Origin of the sequence: Pseudomonas sp. M5, assembly GCF_016907075.1 — a bacterium.
In the GTDB taxonomy this organism is placed as follows: Bacteria; Pseudomonadota; Gammaproteobacteria; order Pseudomonadales; family Pseudomonadaceae; genus Aquipseudomonas; species Aquipseudomonas putida_E.
Genome location: NZ_JAFBBH010000001.1, coordinates 1,269,664 through 1,284,083, shown reverse-complemented (window position 1 = coordinate 1,284,083; position 14,420 = coordinate 1,269,664). Strand labels below are relative to the sequence as shown.

Genomic DNA, 14,420 nt, shown 5'->3' with positions numbered 1-14,420 from the left:
TGTTGGTGTTCAGTGCAGATCAGCCAGCGAGCGGGCGTCGCGCAGTTGCCAGACGCGCTCGATCAATGCCTGGCCCTGGGCCGGGCTGCGCGCGCCGGAATACGCCAGCAGGCGCTGAAACTTGGCCTCAAGCTCCGGGCGCGACAGGGTGTTGCCGGGGTCGCCTTTAGGTTCGTCGATGGCGGCGCTGAAGCTGCGGCCATCGGTGCAGGTAACGTCCACGCGGCCCAGCCACCTCTTGGGGTAGGCGGCGTCCACTTCGGCGTCCAGTTGCATCTCGACGTGCTCGCGAAAGTGCGCGACCTGTGGGTCGGTCAGCGCCAGGTCACGGAAGTCGATGAGTTGCGCGCTGCCATGCACCGCAATCAGGCCAAGTACGGTACCCATTGAGAACTTGGCCTGGTGCACGGTGGCAGGTGTGGTGACGCGGCCAAGCACATCGATCGCGCCCTGATGCACGCGGGTGACGACCCTGGCGATCTGTTCATGGCCAAGGCCTTCGCGCTGCATCAGCAGCAGCAAGGCATCGGCGGCGGGGTGGGTGTGGCGACACGAAGCGTGGTACTTGAACGAGGTTTCCACCAGCGCCCAGCGCGTGCCCAGGCGGTCGCTCAGGCGCGCCGGGTCGGCATCGCTGGACATGCCGGCGGCCATGCCCTGTTCGCCTTCGAGGATATTGCGTGCACCGCTCAGGCCATCGGAGGTCAGGTAGGCGGCCAGCAAGCCGTCGGCGGCGGCCTTGGCGGTATGCAACTGCTTCGAATCGGCGGCGTCGCGCAGGAACTCCCAGAGCCCGGCGGCCTGGGTGCCGGCGCTGCCGAGCAGGTTGATGAACTGCGCCTGGTTGAAGCCCAGCAGTTTGCCCACCCCGACGGCTGCGGCCAGGGTGCCGACAGTGGCGGTGGTATGGAAGATGCGGTAATGCGAGCGACCGAGGAATTCACCGATGCGGATGCCGGCTTCATAGCCGGCGACTGCAGCCAGCAGCAGGTCCTGGCCAGACTTGCCAAGGTCCTGTGCCGCCGCCAGTACGGCAGAAAACACCACGGTCGCCGGGTGCAGCACCGAGCTGTTGTGCAGGTCGTCCTGCTCGACCAGGTGCGAGGCCGCGCCATTGACCAGGGCAGCGAAGTAGGGGGATGACGTGCGCCCGCTGGTCAATACTCGAGCATTGCCCTGCGCAGGCCCCATGCGTTCGGCATAGCGCTCGAACAGCGGGATCGGGTGCGCGCCTTGGCTGGCCAGGGCCGAGCCAAGCCAGTCCAGGAACAGGTCTTCAGTGCGGTCCAGCACGTGGCCGGGCAGGTGTGCGTAACGCAGGTCGGCGAGAAAGCCGGCCAGGGCGTGGGTATGTTGCATGCTCAGGCCCTCAGAAGCTGCGCGGCAGTTCGAGCAGGTGCTCGGCCACGTAGGACAGGATCAGGTTGGTGGAAATCGGCGCCACCTGGTACAGGCGGGTCTCGCGGAATTTGCGCTCAACGTCGTACTCGCAGGCGAAGCCAAACCCGCCATGGGTTTGCAGGCACGCATTGGCGGCTTCCCACGAGGCCTTCGCCGCCAGGTACTTGGCCATGTTGGCGCTGGCCCCGGCATTCTGCCCGCTGTCGTATTCGGCGCAGGCGCGCCAGCGCATCAGGTCGGCGGCTTCGATTTCGATGTGCGCTTCGGCGATGGGGAACTGCACACCCTGGTTCTGCCCGATCGGCCGGCCGAACACCACGCGGTCACGGGCATAGGCGCTGGCTTTTTCGACGAACCAGCGGCCGTCACCGATGCACTCGGCGGCAATCAAGGTACGCTCTGCGTTGAGGCCGTCGAGGATGTACCTGAAGCCTTTGCCTTCTTCGCCGATCAGGCTGCTGGCCGGCAGTTCCAGGTTGTCGAAGAACAGCTCGTTGGTCTCGTGGTTGACCATGTTGGCGATCGGCTGCACGGTCAGGCCATTGCCAATGGCGTCGCGCAGGTCGACCAGGAAGATCGACATGCCCTCGGACTTTTTCTTCACCTCAGGCAAAGGCGTGGTGCGAGCCAGCAGGATCATCAGGTCGGAGTGCTGAACCCGCGAGATCCACACTTTCTGCCCATTGATCACGTACTTGTCGCCTTGGCGCACCGCAGTGGTCTTGATCTTGGTGGTGTCGGTACCGGTGGTGGGCTCGGTCACGCCCATCGACTGCAGGCGCAGCTCGCCACTGGCCAGTTTGGGCAGGTAGTGGCGCTTCTGTTCCTCGCTGCCATGGCGCAGCAGGGTGAACATGTTGTACATCTGCCCATGCACCGTGCCGGAGTTGCCACCGCAGGCATTAACTTCTTCGAGGATGACCGAGGCTTCGGCCAGGCCCAGGCCTGAACCGCCGTACTGCTCCGGAATCATCGCCGACAGCCACCCGGCATCGGTCATGGCTTTTACAAAGGCTGCAGGGAAGCCTTTTTCTTCATCGATTTTGCGCCAGTAGCTGGCGTCGAATTCGGCGCACAAGGCGCGCACGCCTTCGCGGATGGCATTGAGGTCATCACTGTCGTACGTATGCATGCGGGGTTCCCCTGTCCAGGTCTCAGTCGAAAAGCACGTCGGCGCTCTGCGCCACGCCGTCGGCATTGCCGGCCCACAGTTGCGCCTGGCCCGGTGCACCAATGCGCCCGGCCACTTCGAATGGCGTGGGCACGGTCAGTGGGCGTACGCCGCGATAGGCGAATTGGCGCAGGCGCTTGCCAGGGTTGGCGCGCAGGAAGGCGCGCAGGGTGAGGGTGGCGATCAAGGGACCGTGCACGACCAGGCCCGCGTAGCCTTCGGTATCGGTGACGTAGGGGTGGTCATAGTGGATGCGGTGGCCATTGAAGGTGACGGCGGAGTAACGGAACAGCAGAGTCGGGGAGGGCGTGACAGTCTCGCTCCAGTCGCCAGGGGCGGTTGGCGCGGCGCTGCTCAGTTTGGGCGGGTTCGGTTCGCGGTAGACGATATCCTGCTCTTCACGTACGCACAGTTCGCCCTGCTGGGAGTACTCGTGGCGCACCGTGACGAACAGCAATGCGCCCGTGCGGCCGTGCTTCTCTTCGATATGCACGATGGTCGACAGGCGATGGGCCTCGGCGCCGACCTTGAGCGGGGAAATGAACTCGACACGGCCCCCGGCCCACATGCGGTTGCGGTTATCGGCGGGGGGCAGAAAGCCGCCGCGCGCCGGGTGACCATCGCTACCCAGTAGCGTTTCGGCCACCGGTTCCTGGAAAAAGCACCACATCCATAGCGGCGGCAGGGGCTGCCCCACGGCGGGGGCGGCTTCGCCGAAGGTGGCGGCGATACGTTTGATCAGGTTGCGGCTGAGCTCATCGACGGCCTCTTCCGTGCGGCCGGTCCAGGCGCTGTAATCCGTGGGCGGGTGCGTAGCAGTCATAACCATTGGCCTCTGCATTTGTTGTTATGCAGCGATCATGCGAGGCACTTGGCATTCTGTGAATTTGCATTTATGTAAGGCAGCGTTCATGTATGCTGAACGCGTGCTCCACATTCGGATAGACCCATGCATTTTGATCTGGCAGACCTGAGGCTGTTCATTCATATCGGCGAGTCACCGAGCCTGACCCAAGGCGCGCGGCGGGCATTCCTCTCACCGGCAGCCGCGAGTGCGCGCGTCAAGGCCCTAGAGGCGCAGCTCGACACGCGCCTGCTGTACCGCGACAGTCGCGGCGTCGAACTGACCCCGGCCGGGCAAAAACTGCTCATGCACGCACGGCTGATCATGCGCCAGGTGGACTACCTGAAAGCCGAATTCGCCCAGTTCGGCACCGATTCGGCCGGGCATATCCGCATCTTTGCCAACACCACCGCGGTCACCGAGTTCCTGCCCGAAGTGCTGGCGGGCTTTCTCGCCAAACGTCCCGGCGTGACCGTGGACCTGCAGGAGCGCCTGTCGCGGGATATCGTGCGCGGTGTACTCGATGGCAGCAGCGACATGGGCATCATTGCCGGCCCCGTGGAAGCCAGCGGTTTGCAGGTGCTGCACTTCAGTACCGACCGGCTGGTACTGATCGTGCCTGCAGGGCATGAGCTGGCTGCCAGCAGGCAGGTCACGCTCAAGCAGACGCTGGCGTTCCAGCATATCGGCCTGCACGACGGCAGCACTTTGCTCAGCTTCCTGCGCGACCATGTCGAACGCATGGGCCTGAATCTGTCGCTGCGTATCCAGCTGTCGAGCTTCGAGGCCATATGCCGGCTGGTGGAGGCGGGCGTGGGGATTGGCATCATCCCCGAGTCGGCGGCTGTCCGGCACAGCCAGACCATGAACCTGGTCACCATCGAGCTGGATGAAGCGTGGGCGGTGCGCGAGCGCAGCATTCTGGTGCGCGAGCTGGATGCGTTGCCAGGGACGGTGAGGGCGTTGATCGCCACCTTGATGCCTGAGGGGGCAGACAGCGCACTGCAACCGCCCCCGGCCCCCTAGAAGAAACTGCGCTGAGCCTTGAACGTCAGCATGCTCTCGCAATACGTGTTGATACCGGCATAGGCACCGCAGCCCCCGCCGTTGAGGTCGGAGTTGCTGTAGATCAGGTTCAGGTCGATGCCCAGCCAGGGCCGCGACAGCTCCAGCGACCAGTCGGAGAACGCATTCACCTGGCTGCCGTCGCCGATGGTGAAGGGCGTGCCCAGGCGGTGATGGGCGAGTTTGACCGTGAGGTCGATGTCGAACAGCGGCAGTTGGCCAAAATCGGCGAACAGGGTGCCGGTGCGATTGTCCGGGTTGTCACGCCAGGCCCCGCCGATTCGGCTGCCCATGACCGAAATGCCGCCATACAACGCATAGCTGTCCGGCCCTGCGATGTTCGGCTGGCTGTAGTGGATCAGGCCTACTTCGTAACCCAGTGTGCTGTCGAAGTGGTGCTTGTAGCCCAGGTAGCTGTCAAGGCGCAGTGTGGAGTCAGGCGTCACGCCCATGCTCGGCGCATACTGGCCCACGTACCAACCGCTTGGGTGGCTGAGGTCCAGGCCACCGTGAAAGGCGCCGCTGGCGCTGGGCGAGATCAGCCCCTGGGCCATGCTGCGTGAAGGCGTGGTGCCAAGTTTGAAGTCGAAATCGCCCAGTTGGCGTTGGATCTGCTGCGCTTGCAGCACCGGGCTGAACAGCAGGGCCGCACTGAGCAACAGAAGGGGCCTGGTCATGGTCACCGTCCTGGAAGGCTTGCGCTTGAGCGGCACAGGATACCCGTGTTGGCTGGCGGGGAAAACAGCGTGGTCTGCTTCAAACGGGTGGTGATGTCGATCAGGGGCCGCACGTGAGCGTATGGCCTGGCTTTCAATTCAACCTTTTATCGCCCCGGCCGGCTCCGCCACCTCGGTCACCACCTGTTCGCTGGCGGCGCGCAGGATCACGCGTTTGCGCAGCTCGTACTCATCCAGGGAGAGTGCCTGGCGCTGGATGGCTTCGAGCTGCAGCTGGCGGGTTTCTTCTGCGGTGTAGGGGCGCAGTTCGGGGTGGGTGGCGCAACCGCTGAGCACGGCAATGGCAGCGGCGGACAGGGTGGCGAACAGCAGGCGGGCCGTAGTGTTCATCGGCAAGCTCCAGGATTCGGGAGATGGGTGTGTGACGAATCGATGGAGCAAGATTATTGAGCCGACGCGATCATTAGAAATTGCCATTCTCGATAGTGACTATCGATAGCACCGTGTGAGAACGGCAGCCTTTGCTAACCTTAAGTTCCACGCGGTATGGGCCAGAGGGATACTGTGATGCGCATGCCATTGTTATGTGCCGTGGCGCTGCTGCTTTGCCTGGGTGGTGAACCAGGCCTGGTCCAGGCGCAAGAGCCTGCACCGGCCGCCGAGGCGGCACCCGCCAAGCAGGCGGTGTTCAACCCCGAGCAACTGGACCAGATGCTCGCGCCGATTGCGCTGTATCCCGACGCGCTGCTGGCACAGGTACTGATGGCCGCCACCTATCCCGGTGAAGTGGCCGAAGCAGTGACGTGGTCCAAGGCCAATCCCAAGGCTCAGGGTGATGAGGCTGTCAAACAAGTGGCGACGCAGGCCTGGGACCCGAGTGTCCAGGCATTGGTGGCGTTCCCGCAGGTACTGGTGGTTCTCGGGCAGGACCCGGTGTGGGTGCAGCGCCTTGGGGATGCGTTTCTGGCCCAGCCTGATGATGTGATGGGTGCCGTGCAGCGTCTGCGCCAGCAGGCCAAGGCCGCAGGCAACCTGCAGAGCAACCAGTACCAGAACGTCACGGTGCAGGCCGCGCCGGCAGCCGCGCCCAGCTCGCAAGCGGCGCCGGCCAGCAGTTCGTCCTCCAGCACCATCATCATCCAGCCGGCCGACCCGCAGGTGGTGTATGTGCCCACCTACAACCCGACCACCGCTTACGGAACCTGGGCCTACCCCGCATCACCGCCGGTGTATTACCCGCCATCGCCGCTGTACTACGCCGGTAGCGCGCTGTTGGCCGGGCTTGCGTTCGGCACAGGCGTTGCGATCGTCAATTCGCTGTGGGGCGATTGCGACTGGGGGCGCAACGACATCGATATCGACGTCAATCGTTACAACAACATCAACGTCAACAACCGCATCGCCAACAACCAGAACACCTGGCAGCACAACGCCGTGCACCGCGATGGGGTGCCGTACCGTGACAACCGCAGCCGCCAGCAATTCGGCCGCCAGCTCGACGGTGCCAGCCAGCGTGCAGCTTACCGTGGCGACGATGCCCAGCGTGCACAGGCACGCGATCGCGCCCGTGCTTCGATGGACCGGGCGGGTATCGAACGCCCGGCCACCAGCAATCGTGAAGCCCGTGACCGGGCTCGCGAAGCCCAGGCCAGCAGGCCCCGTGCTGCGGAGCACCGGCAGGCAAACGGCCAGGCACGCCAGGCGCTGCACAACAAACCGGGCAATAGCGCTGGGAGGGCGAAGAACAATGCGTTCGACGGCGTGCGATCCCCCTCACGCTCTGCGGCGCAGGCCAACCGTGGCCGCACCAGCCAGGCGCTCGCCAAGCGGCCGAGTGCATCGCGTGCGGCGGGCCATACCATCTCCCGGCCCAGTGCGGCCATGCACCGTGGTGGAGGGGGGCGTCGATGAACATGAGCCAAAGCAAGTCGTCGCTGGGCCTGTGGCTGTTTGCCCTTGGCGCCGCCTGGTCATGCCTGGCCACTGCGCAGCAGGCATTCCCCACGCCAGAGAAGGCCGCCGCAGCCTTCGTCGAGGCGCTGGGGGTGGAGCAGGCAGACCAGGCGCGCCTGACGCAATTGCTCGGTGACGACTGGCGCACCTACATCCCCCGCGAAGGTGTGCAGCGCAGCGACGTGGATGCGTTCGTGCAGCAGTACCACCAGCAGCACCAGATCCAGATGCACGGTGACCGGCAGGCCATTCTGGCGGTGGGCAGCGAGCAGTGGACCTTGCCCATTCCGCTCACTCGAACTGCCAGCGGCTGGCGCTTTGACCTCAAGGCCGGCAGTGCCGAGATTCGTGCCCGGCGCATTGGCCGCGACGAGTTGGCCGCTGTGCAGTCGCTGCTTGCCTATCACGATGCGCAGATGGACTACGCCACGCAGGACCATAACGGTGATGGCGCACTGGAGTACGCCCGGCAGGTTTTCAGCACACCCGGCAAGCGCGACGGCTTGTACTGGGCGGACGAAACGGGCGGGCAGGTCAGCCCGCTGGGCCCGCTGTTCGGCCAGAATGCACCCGGTGATGACTGGTACGGCTACCACTTCCGCATCCTCGAGGCTCAAGGCCCTTCGGCACCGGGTGGTGCGTACAGTTACCTGATCGGCAAGCATATGAGCCGTGGCTTCGCCATGGTCGCCTGGCCGGCCAGGTACAACGACACCGGCGTGATGAGCTTCATGGTCAGCCATGACGGCCAGGTGTTCGAGAAGGACCTGGGGCCCCAGGGCGAAGCGTTGGCCCAAGGCATGAAACGTTTCGATCCGGATGACAGTTGGCAGGTTGTCGAAGCGGGCCACGATCAATAGACGTTCTACCCCGGCGCTTTGTTGGCCTGCCAGTCTCGCTCATTGGCTGCCAAAAGGGGCTCGCATTGGCCGTCACTGGGGCGTGGAACCGCCCACCAGCAATTGCTGCACCAACCATTGCCCGGCGGGGCCCAAGGCTCGCCTGCGCGACCAGGCAACATCCATCGCGACTCTGCGTGGGTAGCCTGCCACGGGCAATTCCACCAGGCCACTGCCGAAGCGCGCCACCAGCGCCCTGGGCAGTTCCGCCCAGCCATAGCCGCGCACCGCGAACTCCAGCAGGGTCAGGTAGTCCGGCGCCGACCAGGCCTGGCCGCGCCCGTGGTGCAGGCTTGGCGCGTAGGTCCTGATGTATAGCTGACGCTCGTTTTCCAGGTGCTGTGGCTGCACGCCAGGCTGTTTTGCCAAGGCGTGGCCTGTGCTGACGTAAACGGCGAATTGCGCATGTTCCGGCAGGCGTGCCACGGCGATGTCGGCCGGGTAGCGCTGCTGCGCTGCAAGGATTCCGATCTGCGCCATGCCCTGCTGGATCAGGTCGATAACGTCGGCGTCTTCCGAAGGCCCGCAGCGCAGTTCGGTGTGCGGGTAGCTGGCGGCGAAGCCACCTATCACCGCGCCTTGAAAGGTCACGCTGTAACTGTCGGACATCACCACCGACACCAGCGGCTCTACCTGTTCGGCCAGCCTCACCGCCAGCGCATCGAGCCTGGCGCTGGCATCGAGGATCGCCTCGACGTGGGTCAAGACCTGGCGGCCGGCCTCATTCAGGGTGGGGTGGCGGCCTGCACGGTCGAACAGTTCGCAACCTATGTCAGCCTCGAAGTTGGCGATTGCGATGCTGATGGTCGACTGGCTCTTGCGCAGTTTGCGCGCTGCGGCGGAAAACGAGCCAAGGGCAGCGGCTTCTACAAAGGCAACGAGGGCTTCAGGTGAGTAGCGCACAGGTATTGATAAAACCGATAGGAGCTATATCGCGAGTATCAGTTCCATCAAAGAAAATGTGAAGCACAAGTTCACTACTGGATGGAAAATGCCGTGAAAAAAGTCTCTTTCACCGAACGCCTGGTCCATGCCGTCGGCTATGAAGTGTTTGCCGTGCTGCTGTGCGCGCCACTTTTGTCCTGGGTGATGGGCAAGTCGTTGGCCACGGCAGGTGGCCTTGCAGTCACCCTGTCGCTGATCGCGATGGTGTGGAACATGCTCTACAACGCGCTGGTCGACCGTTGGGTGCGTACCGCACGCATTCACTGGAAGGCCGCGGCACGCTTTGCCCACGGCCTGGGTTTCGAGTTGGGGCTGGTGGTGTGGTGCCTGCCGGTGGCGGCCTGGATGCTGGATATCTCGCTTTGGCAGGCGCTCATGGTTGAGCTGGGCTTCTTCGTGATCATTTTGCCCTACACCGTGCTGTACAACTGGGCATTCGACCAGGTTCGGCACTGGATAACGCAGCGCTGGACCGCCGCCTGAGCAGACAAACGAGCAAGACGCATCAGCCTGTGAGAGGATGTTCGCCAACCCAGCCATAAGGCCAGACAGGACCCCGAACACAAGCCTGATGAAGACGCCAAAACGAATCGAACCGCTGATTGAAGACGGACTGGTCGACGAAGTACTGCGACCCTTGATGAGCGGCAAGGAAGCAGCCGTCTACGTGGTGCGTTGCGGCGCCCAGGTACGGTGCGCCAAGGTCTATAAAGAGGCCAACAAACGCAGTTTCCGCCAGGCCGCCGAGTACCAGGAAGGGCGCAAGGTACGCAACAGCCGCCAGGCCCGGGCGATGGCCAAGGGCAGCAAGTACGGCCGCAAGGAAGCCGAGGACGCCTGGCAGAACGCTGAAGTGGCGGCGTTGTTCCGCCTGGCCAATGCTGGTGTGCGGGTGCCCAAACCCTATGATTTCCAGGATGGCGTACTGCTGATGGAGCTGGTGACCGACGCCGATGGCGATGCGGCCCCGCGCCTTAACGACGTTCACCTGGAGGCTGATGAGGCGCGTGAGTACCACGCCTTTGTCATTCGCCAGATCGTGCTGATGCTGTGTGCCGGCCTGGTGCATGGCGACCTGTCCGAATTCAATGTGCTGCTGGGCCCCGATGGCCCGGTTATCATCGACCTGCCGCAGGCGGTGGATGCCGCCGGCAACAACCATGCCTTCAGCATGCTGCAGCGTGACGTGGCGAACATGGCCCACTATTTCGGGCGCTTTGCACCGGAATTGAAGGACACACGCTTCGCCCAGGAAATGTGGGCGCTGTACGAGGCAGGTGAACTGCGTGCGGACAGCCCGTTGACAGGCGAATTCGAGGATGATGAGCATGTCGCGGACGTGGGCGGAGTGATGCGCGAAATCGACGCGGCCCGCCTGGATGATGTCCGCCGCCGAGCTGCGCGGGCAGAAGCCGAGCATGGGCCGGTCAAGGGCGAAGAACCGCCGCCGCCCTGGCTGCAGTAATCTTGCATGGGTGCCGGCCTATCGCCGGCAAGCCGCCTGTACCACCGCCCCTAGGTTTGTGCGGTCACTGTAGGAGCCGGCTTGCCGGCGATAGGGCCAGCCAAGGCAAAACATCACCTTTTTCGAATGCACGATTTTCCGTATGTATCGCAATGTGGTGATGAAGAGGCTGATCGCAGGGGCTCAGTGTGACAGCAGTATGGGCATTTGAAGCGCTTGTAGAACCCCATGGGTGGCGCCACCGAGGATGAATTCTTTCAAGCGCGAGTGACCATAGCCGCCCATGACCAACAGATCGGCGCCGGCGCTGAGTGCTTCTTGCTGCAGGCACTCAGCGATTGATCGCCCGGCCAGCTTCACGCTCAGCGGCCGAGCGTTCAGGCCTCTGTGCTGTAAGGCATGTGCCATGTCCTGCGCGATGTTGCCGTGCTCGAGTGGCTTTTCCCCCTGCACGGTCAGGACCGTGATCAGCATGTCTGAGCTCATCAGGCGTGACGCGTCAGCCAGCGCTCGCGCCGCGACGCGGCTGCCGTCCCAGGCCAACGCCATGTGCCTGACAGGCTGGATGGGCAAAGAGGGAACGAGTACGCATGGTCTGCCAGCGCCGAAAATCACCGACTCTGCCAGCTCCTGGATGACTGGCTTGTCGACTGCCCATGGCAGGATGGCCAGGTCGAAATACCTTGACGCTTCTGCAGCCGCGGTACCCGTCAGGCCGGGCACCACTTCTCTGGTGGAGCATTCCACACTGCTCTGGCCGTGTTCAAGGCCGCTCACCATGGCCTGCAGCGCTTTGCACTGGCTCCTACTGTTGCTTTCGGTTGTACGAATCATCTCGGGGATATTCAGGAGTGTGCTGCCAACTGATGGCGAAAGGTAGGGGATCCTTACCGAAAAGGTCATGACATGCAGGTCGTACCCCAGCGCGATGGCCAGCTGTACACCGGCTGCCACAGCGTCCTCGGGGAGCACATCCGGATAGGTGATCAATGGCATGTAAGCCAGATGAAAATTCGACATGTCCGACACCTTCAGCTGTTGCGAGGCGATGCGCGGTAAGCCAGGCGTTTATGGCACGCCGGCGACTGGCAGTTCAGTGAGGCGAGGGCTGCCCGGGTAACCCAGTTCCAGGGCCATCAGCGCAGGCATGTCCAGAATCTCCACCAGCCGGCCATGCAGGTTGACGATACCCAGGGCGCGCAAGTGGGCGACCGAGCGGCAGATGGTTTCCAGGCGCAGCCCCAGGTAGGACGCCATGTCCTCGCGCGACATGCGCAGCATGAAGCCATGGGAGGAATAGCCACGGCTGACAAACCGTCGGGACAAACTCAGCAGAAAACTGGCCAGCCGCTGCTCGGCAGAGAGGTTGCACAGCATCAGCACGCGCTCATGCTCGCGGATGATTTCCCTGCTCATCAGGCGGTTCAGGCTCTGCTGCAGCGTAGGGAAATCACGCGCCAGGGCCTGCAGCCGATGGTAAGGGACGGGGCAGACTTCGCTGTCCTCCAGGGCAATGGCATCACAGACATGGTGCTCGGTGGCAATGGCATCTAGGCCCAGCACGTCGCCCGGCATCCAGAAGTTGATGATCACACCCTGGCCTTCGGCATTGTTCAGGTTGGTCTTGAAACTGCCTGAATGCACCGCATACAAGGCACTCAAGGGTACATTGGCATTGAACAGCGCAGCACCCTTCCTGATGCGGATGCGCGGGCCTATCAATGTGCCCAGGCGAGTGTTGTCGCGCAGGGGCAAACCTGTGGGCAAGCACAGGCCGTTGACCCGGCACTCATTGCAGCGCGATGCCAGTGGCTTCAAATGAATGGGCGGGGGCGTGCGCACCTTTACAGGCTGGCTGAGCAGCTGAACGTCGATCAGGCCCGACATTTCAGGCCTCCTTCGCAGGTCTGAGAGCGACGGTGGCGATCTTGTTCAGTGAATGAGGCGCATTGAGGCGGGCAGTCAGCACGCCCAAAAACTGTTCGGCTTCTTTGGGTGTTTTGAAACTCACCCGCCACTCGTCCATGTGGACCCACCAGCGGTTGTCATTCGCGCTTTTCTCGACGTAAACGTTCATCGGAACCTCCAGTGCCTGCACGCGCAAGCAATAGCTATTGATTCGAGGTGCAATGGCGTCCTTGTCGGCAGCGAGGCTAGGTACAGCGTGCGCCCAAAAAACCGATAAGTCTTGATCCGTGTCAATTACCCGGTAAGCGCTAACAGCCGCTGGTCGGCTCGCTTGCACTGTTGACAAACATCAAACCGGGCAGCCCCCGGCGGCAGATCATCGAGGTACTCATCGACCCCGCAGAGGTGTGCCATGACCAACCCGCAAAGACTTCTTCTCATCGCATCGCCCCTGATGCGCCGCACACCGGTTTATGACCGTGCAGCGGCGCTGGCCAAAGCCAAGGGCATGCCACTGCACATCGTCGCCTTTGACTACCTTGAGGGCCTGGCCACCGCCGGCCTGGTCAACGAGCAGGCCTTGGCGGTCATGCGCGAGGGCTATGTGCAGCAACACCGTGAATGGCTGGAAACCCAGGCATTGTCGATGCGCCGCAATGGCGTGACGGTGACCACCGAGGTGTTGTGGGTTCAGCACCCGCTGGACGAGATTGAGGTGCATCTGCGTGAGCAGCCGTTCGCCATGCTGATCAAGGGGCTCGAGCATGAACCGTGGTGGATGCGAGCCATGTTCACCTCGCTCGACGTGCAGTTGCTGCGTGACACCAGAATTCCGCTGCACCTGGTACACAACGCCAGCAATGCCCTGCCGCGCCGCATACTTGCAGCGGTTGACCTGTCGCGCCCGGAGGATCAGTTCGAAGGCTTCAACGACCATATCATCAGCGAAGCGCTCAAGCTGGCCTTGCAATGCAACGCCCAGATCGAACTGCTGTACGCCTACGATATGGGCTCGATGTACCTGGACGCCGAAGGCAGCCGGGAACATTCGTTCCTGTTCGATTCGAACCTGTCACGGACACTGCACGAGGCTCAGGCCGATGCCTTCCAGGAACTGGCCGAACGCAACGGTATTCCCTTCGAGCACCGGCACATGCGGGTGGGGGACCCGACCAAGGTGCTGGCGCTGTTCATGGACAACAACGACATCGACGTGCTGGTGATGGGGAGCTACCACCATCACGGCATCGGCTGGTTCATCGGCAGTACGGCCGAGCGGATCCTGCATCGGCTCAGCACCAGTGTGCTGGTGTTATCACCCGAGCATTCGCAAGGTTAGAAATGCAAGGCCCGCAAGGGCCTTGTTTCAGGCACGCAGATCAAGCTCGTGGAGGATTTCGCTGACATCGCCGCCCAGGTAGCGCGAGGTGAAGCCCAGCGCCTTGGTCAGCCGGTGCATGGCGTAGTTGTTCGAGAGGTCCCGGGACACCATGCACTGGTAACCATTGCGCCGTGCCGCTTCGATCAGGTGCTGCAGCAACAGCTTGCCCAGCCCCTTGCGCTGCCATTGCTCGCCGACAGCGACGGCACATTCGCAATTGTGGCTACCCGGGATCGCGGCATAGCGGCTTACGCCAAGCTGATGCAGCTGGCCATTGTCATGGGCCAGCGCGACGTAGGCCATGCGCTGGTGACCGTCGACCGGCATCAACTGCGCGTCCAGGGCGGGCAAGCCACCGCTGAGTCCGGCGAGAAAACGAAAGCGCCTGGCCTCATGGCTGATCGTGCTCACAAAGCGACTGTCGCGTTCGTGATCATCATCGCGCAGCGGGCGAATCAGCACGGCTGTGCCGTCAGCAAGGGTGTCTACCCAGTGCTCGCTGGTGTCTTCGGGTTCCAGCAACTGCTTGTTCATAGGGCCTCCTGAGGGCTTGATCAACGTGGGCTTTACCGGTTGTACCGTGAGACGGCGTTCTGGTTCTGACATTGATCAAGTCGGTGCGCCAGTGGTGACTTTCTGATCTGCATCAAACGCGCAAGGGCAGGGGGTTCGAAGATCGATGCTACTTGCCATCGCCGCGTGCGGCCGGAG

Annotated in this window: 16 protein-coding genes; 6 read left to right on the top strand and 10 right to left on the bottom strand. The window is 63.0% G+C overall.

Features of this window, described 5'->3' with window-relative positions; all coding sequences use genetic code 11:
* Positions 1-9 precede the first annotated feature (9 nt).
* Genes JOE27_RS05925 through JOE27_RS05915 form a run of 3 tightly spaced genes read right to left on the bottom strand, consistent with a single transcriptional unit; the run spans position 10 to position 3,395 of the window.
* On the bottom strand, positions 10-1,359 hold the full coding sequence (locus tag JOE27_RS05925; protein ID WP_204918220.1) for an MmgE/PrpD family protein: 1,350 nt from the start codon (positions 1,357-1,359) through the stop codon (positions 10-12).
* A 10-nt stretch (positions 1,360-1,369) separates the two neighbouring features.
* Positions 1,370-2,533 (bottom strand): acyl-CoA dehydrogenase family protein, encoded by a 1,164-nt coding sequence (locus JOE27_RS05920; protein ID WP_204918218.1) that lies wholly within the window; start codon positions 2,531-2,533, stop codon positions 1,370-1,372.
* Between the two features lie 22 nt (positions 2,534-2,555).
* On the bottom strand, positions 2,556-3,395 hold the full coding sequence (locus JOE27_RS05915; RefSeq protein WP_204918216.1) for a MaoC family dehydratase N-terminal domain-containing protein: 840 nt from the start codon (positions 3,393-3,395) through the stop codon (positions 2,556-2,558).
* Between the two features lie 126 nt (positions 3,396-3,521).
* Between JOE27_RS05915 and JOE27_RS05910 the strand changes: the two genes are divergently transcribed.
* Positions 3,522-4,442, top strand: coding sequence for a LysR family transcriptional regulator (locus JOE27_RS05910; RefSeq protein WP_115274526.1), 921 nt, complete (start codon positions 3,522-3,524; stop codon positions 4,440-4,442).
* Here JOE27_RS05910 and JOE27_RS05905 read toward each other — a convergent pair.
* Entirely contained in the window at positions 4,439-5,158 is a 720-nt protein-coding gene (locus tag JOE27_RS05905) for a TorF family putative porin (RefSeq protein ID WP_012314890.1), read from the bottom strand. The genes JOE27_RS05910 and JOE27_RS05905 overlap by 4 nt on opposite strands.
* A 138-nt stretch (positions 5,159-5,296) precedes the next feature.
* On the bottom strand, positions 5,297-5,548 hold the full coding sequence (locus JOE27_RS05900) for a hypothetical protein (RefSeq protein ID WP_012314889.1): 252 nt from the start codon (positions 5,546-5,548) through the stop codon (positions 5,297-5,299).
* A 177-nt stretch (positions 5,549-5,725) separates the two neighbouring features.
* Between JOE27_RS05900 and JOE27_RS05895 the strand changes: the two genes are divergently transcribed.
* Positions 5,726-7,069 carry a DUF3300 domain-containing protein gene (locus JOE27_RS05895; RefSeq protein ID WP_119687250.1) on the top strand — a complete coding sequence of 448 codons (1,344 nt, stop codon included), beginning with the start codon at positions 5,726-5,728 and terminating at the stop codon, positions 7,067-7,069.
* Positions 7,066-7,971 carry a DUF2950 domain-containing protein gene (locus JOE27_RS05890; protein ID WP_119687249.1) on the top strand — a complete coding sequence of 302 codons (906 nt, stop codon included), beginning with the start codon at positions 7,066-7,068 and terminating at the stop codon, positions 7,969-7,971. The genes JOE27_RS05895 and JOE27_RS05890 overlap by 4 nt, the downstream gene beginning before the upstream one ends.
* Positions 7,972-8,043: 72 nt before the next feature.
* Here the strand turns inward: JOE27_RS05890 and JOE27_RS05885 are convergent, their stop codons facing one another.
* Entirely contained in the window at positions 8,044-8,913 is an 870-nt protein-coding gene (locus JOE27_RS05885) for a LysR family transcriptional regulator (protein WP_125923764.1), read from the bottom strand.
* A 93-nt stretch (positions 8,914-9,006) separates the two neighbouring features.
* Between JOE27_RS05885 and JOE27_RS05880 the strand changes: the two genes are divergently transcribed.
* Both JOE27_RS05880 and JOE27_RS05875 read left to right on the top strand, forming a co-directional pair.
* Entirely contained in the window at positions 9,007-9,438 is a 432-nt protein-coding gene (locus tag JOE27_RS05880) for a multidrug/biocide efflux PACE transporter (protein WP_204918214.1), read from the top strand.
* Between the two features lie 88 nt (positions 9,439-9,526).
* Positions 9,527-10,420 carry a PA4780 family RIO1-like protein kinase gene (locus JOE27_RS05875; protein WP_042111524.1) on the top strand — a complete coding sequence of 298 codons (894 nt, stop codon included), beginning with the start codon at positions 9,527-9,529 and terminating at the stop codon, positions 10,418-10,420.
* A gap of 183 nt (positions 10,421-10,603) precedes the next feature.
* Here the strand turns inward: JOE27_RS05875 and JOE27_RS05870 are convergent, their stop codons facing one another.
* From JOE27_RS05870 to JOE27_RS05860, 3 genes are read right to left on the bottom strand one after another with little or no spacing between them, the layout of a single operon-like run.
* Positions 10,604-11,440 carry a universal stress protein gene (locus JOE27_RS05870; protein ID WP_204920622.1) on the bottom strand — a complete coding sequence of 279 codons (837 nt, stop codon included), beginning with the start codon at positions 11,438-11,440 and terminating at the stop codon, positions 10,604-10,606.
* 48 nt (positions 11,441-11,488) lie between these two features.
* A complete protein-coding gene (locus JOE27_RS05865) occupies positions 11,489-12,307 on the bottom strand; it encodes a helix-turn-helix domain-containing protein (RefSeq protein WP_119687207.1) in 819 nt (272 codons plus the stop codon).
* Between the two features lies 1 nt (position 12,308).
* Positions 12,309-12,497: a hypothetical protein gene (locus JOE27_RS05860; protein WP_119687206.1), complete on the bottom strand. Its 189-nt coding sequence runs from the start codon at positions 12,495-12,497 to the stop codon at positions 12,309-12,311.
* Between the two features lie 243 nt (positions 12,498-12,740).
* Here JOE27_RS05860 and JOE27_RS05855 point away from each other — a divergent pair, with 243 nt between their 5' ends.
* Positions 12,741-13,667, top strand: coding sequence for a universal stress protein (locus tag JOE27_RS05855; RefSeq protein ID WP_046785823.1), 927 nt, complete (start codon positions 12,741-12,743; stop codon positions 13,665-13,667).
* A 27-nt stretch (positions 13,668-13,694) separates the two neighbouring features.
* Here the strand turns inward: JOE27_RS05855 and JOE27_RS05850 are convergent, their stop codons facing one another.
* A complete protein-coding gene (locus JOE27_RS05850) occupies positions 13,695-14,243 on the bottom strand; it encodes a GNAT family N-acetyltransferase (RefSeq protein WP_125923760.1) in 549 nt (182 codons plus the stop codon).
* Positions 14,244-14,420 lie beyond the last annotated feature (177 nt).

Coding starts and splice junctions, on each gene's coding strand:
- JOE27_RS05925 (WP_204918220.1), bottom strand. CDS start 1,359: ATGCAACATACCCACGCCCTGGCCGGCTTTCTCGCCGACCTGCGTTAC.
- JOE27_RS05920 (WP_204918218.1), bottom strand. CDS start 2,533: ATGCATACGTACGACAGTGATGACCTCAATGCCATCCGCGAAGGCGTG.
- JOE27_RS05915 (WP_204918216.1), bottom strand. CDS start 3,395: ATGACTGCTACGCACCCGCCCACGGATTACAGCGCCTGGACCGGCCGC.
- JOE27_RS05910 (WP_115274526.1), top strand. CDS start 3,522: ATGCATTTTGATCTGGCAGACCTGAGGCTGTTCATTCATATCGGCGAG.
- JOE27_RS05905 (WP_012314890.1), bottom strand. CDS start 5,158: ATGACCAGGCCCCTTCTGTTGCTCAGTGCGGCCCTGCTGTTCAGCCCG.
- JOE27_RS05900 (WP_012314889.1), bottom strand. CDS start 5,548: ATGAACACTACGGCCCGCCTGCTGTTCGCCACCCTGTCCGCCGCTGCC.
- JOE27_RS05895 (WP_119687250.1), top strand. CDS start 5,726: ATGCGCATGCCATTGTTATGTGCCGTGGCGCTGCTGCTTTGCCTGGGT.
- JOE27_RS05890 (WP_119687249.1), top strand. CDS start 7,066: ATGAACATGAGCCAAAGCAAGTCGTCGCTGGGCCTGTGGCTGTTTGCC.
- JOE27_RS05875 (WP_042111524.1), top strand. CDS start 9,527: ATGAAGACGCCAAAACGAATCGAACCGCTGATTGAAGACGGACTGGTC.
- JOE27_RS05870 (WP_204920622.1), bottom strand. CDS start 11,440: ATGTCGAATTTTCATCTGGCTTACATGCCATTGATCACCTATCCGGAT.
- JOE27_RS05865 (WP_119687207.1), bottom strand. CDS start 12,307: ATGTCGGGCCTGATCGACGTTCAGCTGCTCAGCCAGCCTGTAAAGGTG.
- JOE27_RS05860 (WP_119687206.1), bottom strand. CDS start 12,497: ATGAACGTTTACGTCGAGAAAAGCGCGAATGACAACCGCTGGTGGGTC.
- JOE27_RS05855 (WP_046785823.1), top strand. CDS start 12,741: ATGACCAACCCGCAAAGACTTCTTCTCATCGCATCGCCCCTGATGCGC.
- JOE27_RS05850 (WP_125923760.1), bottom strand. CDS start 14,243: ATGAACAAGCAGTTGCTGGAACCCGAAGACACCAGCGAGCACTGGGTA.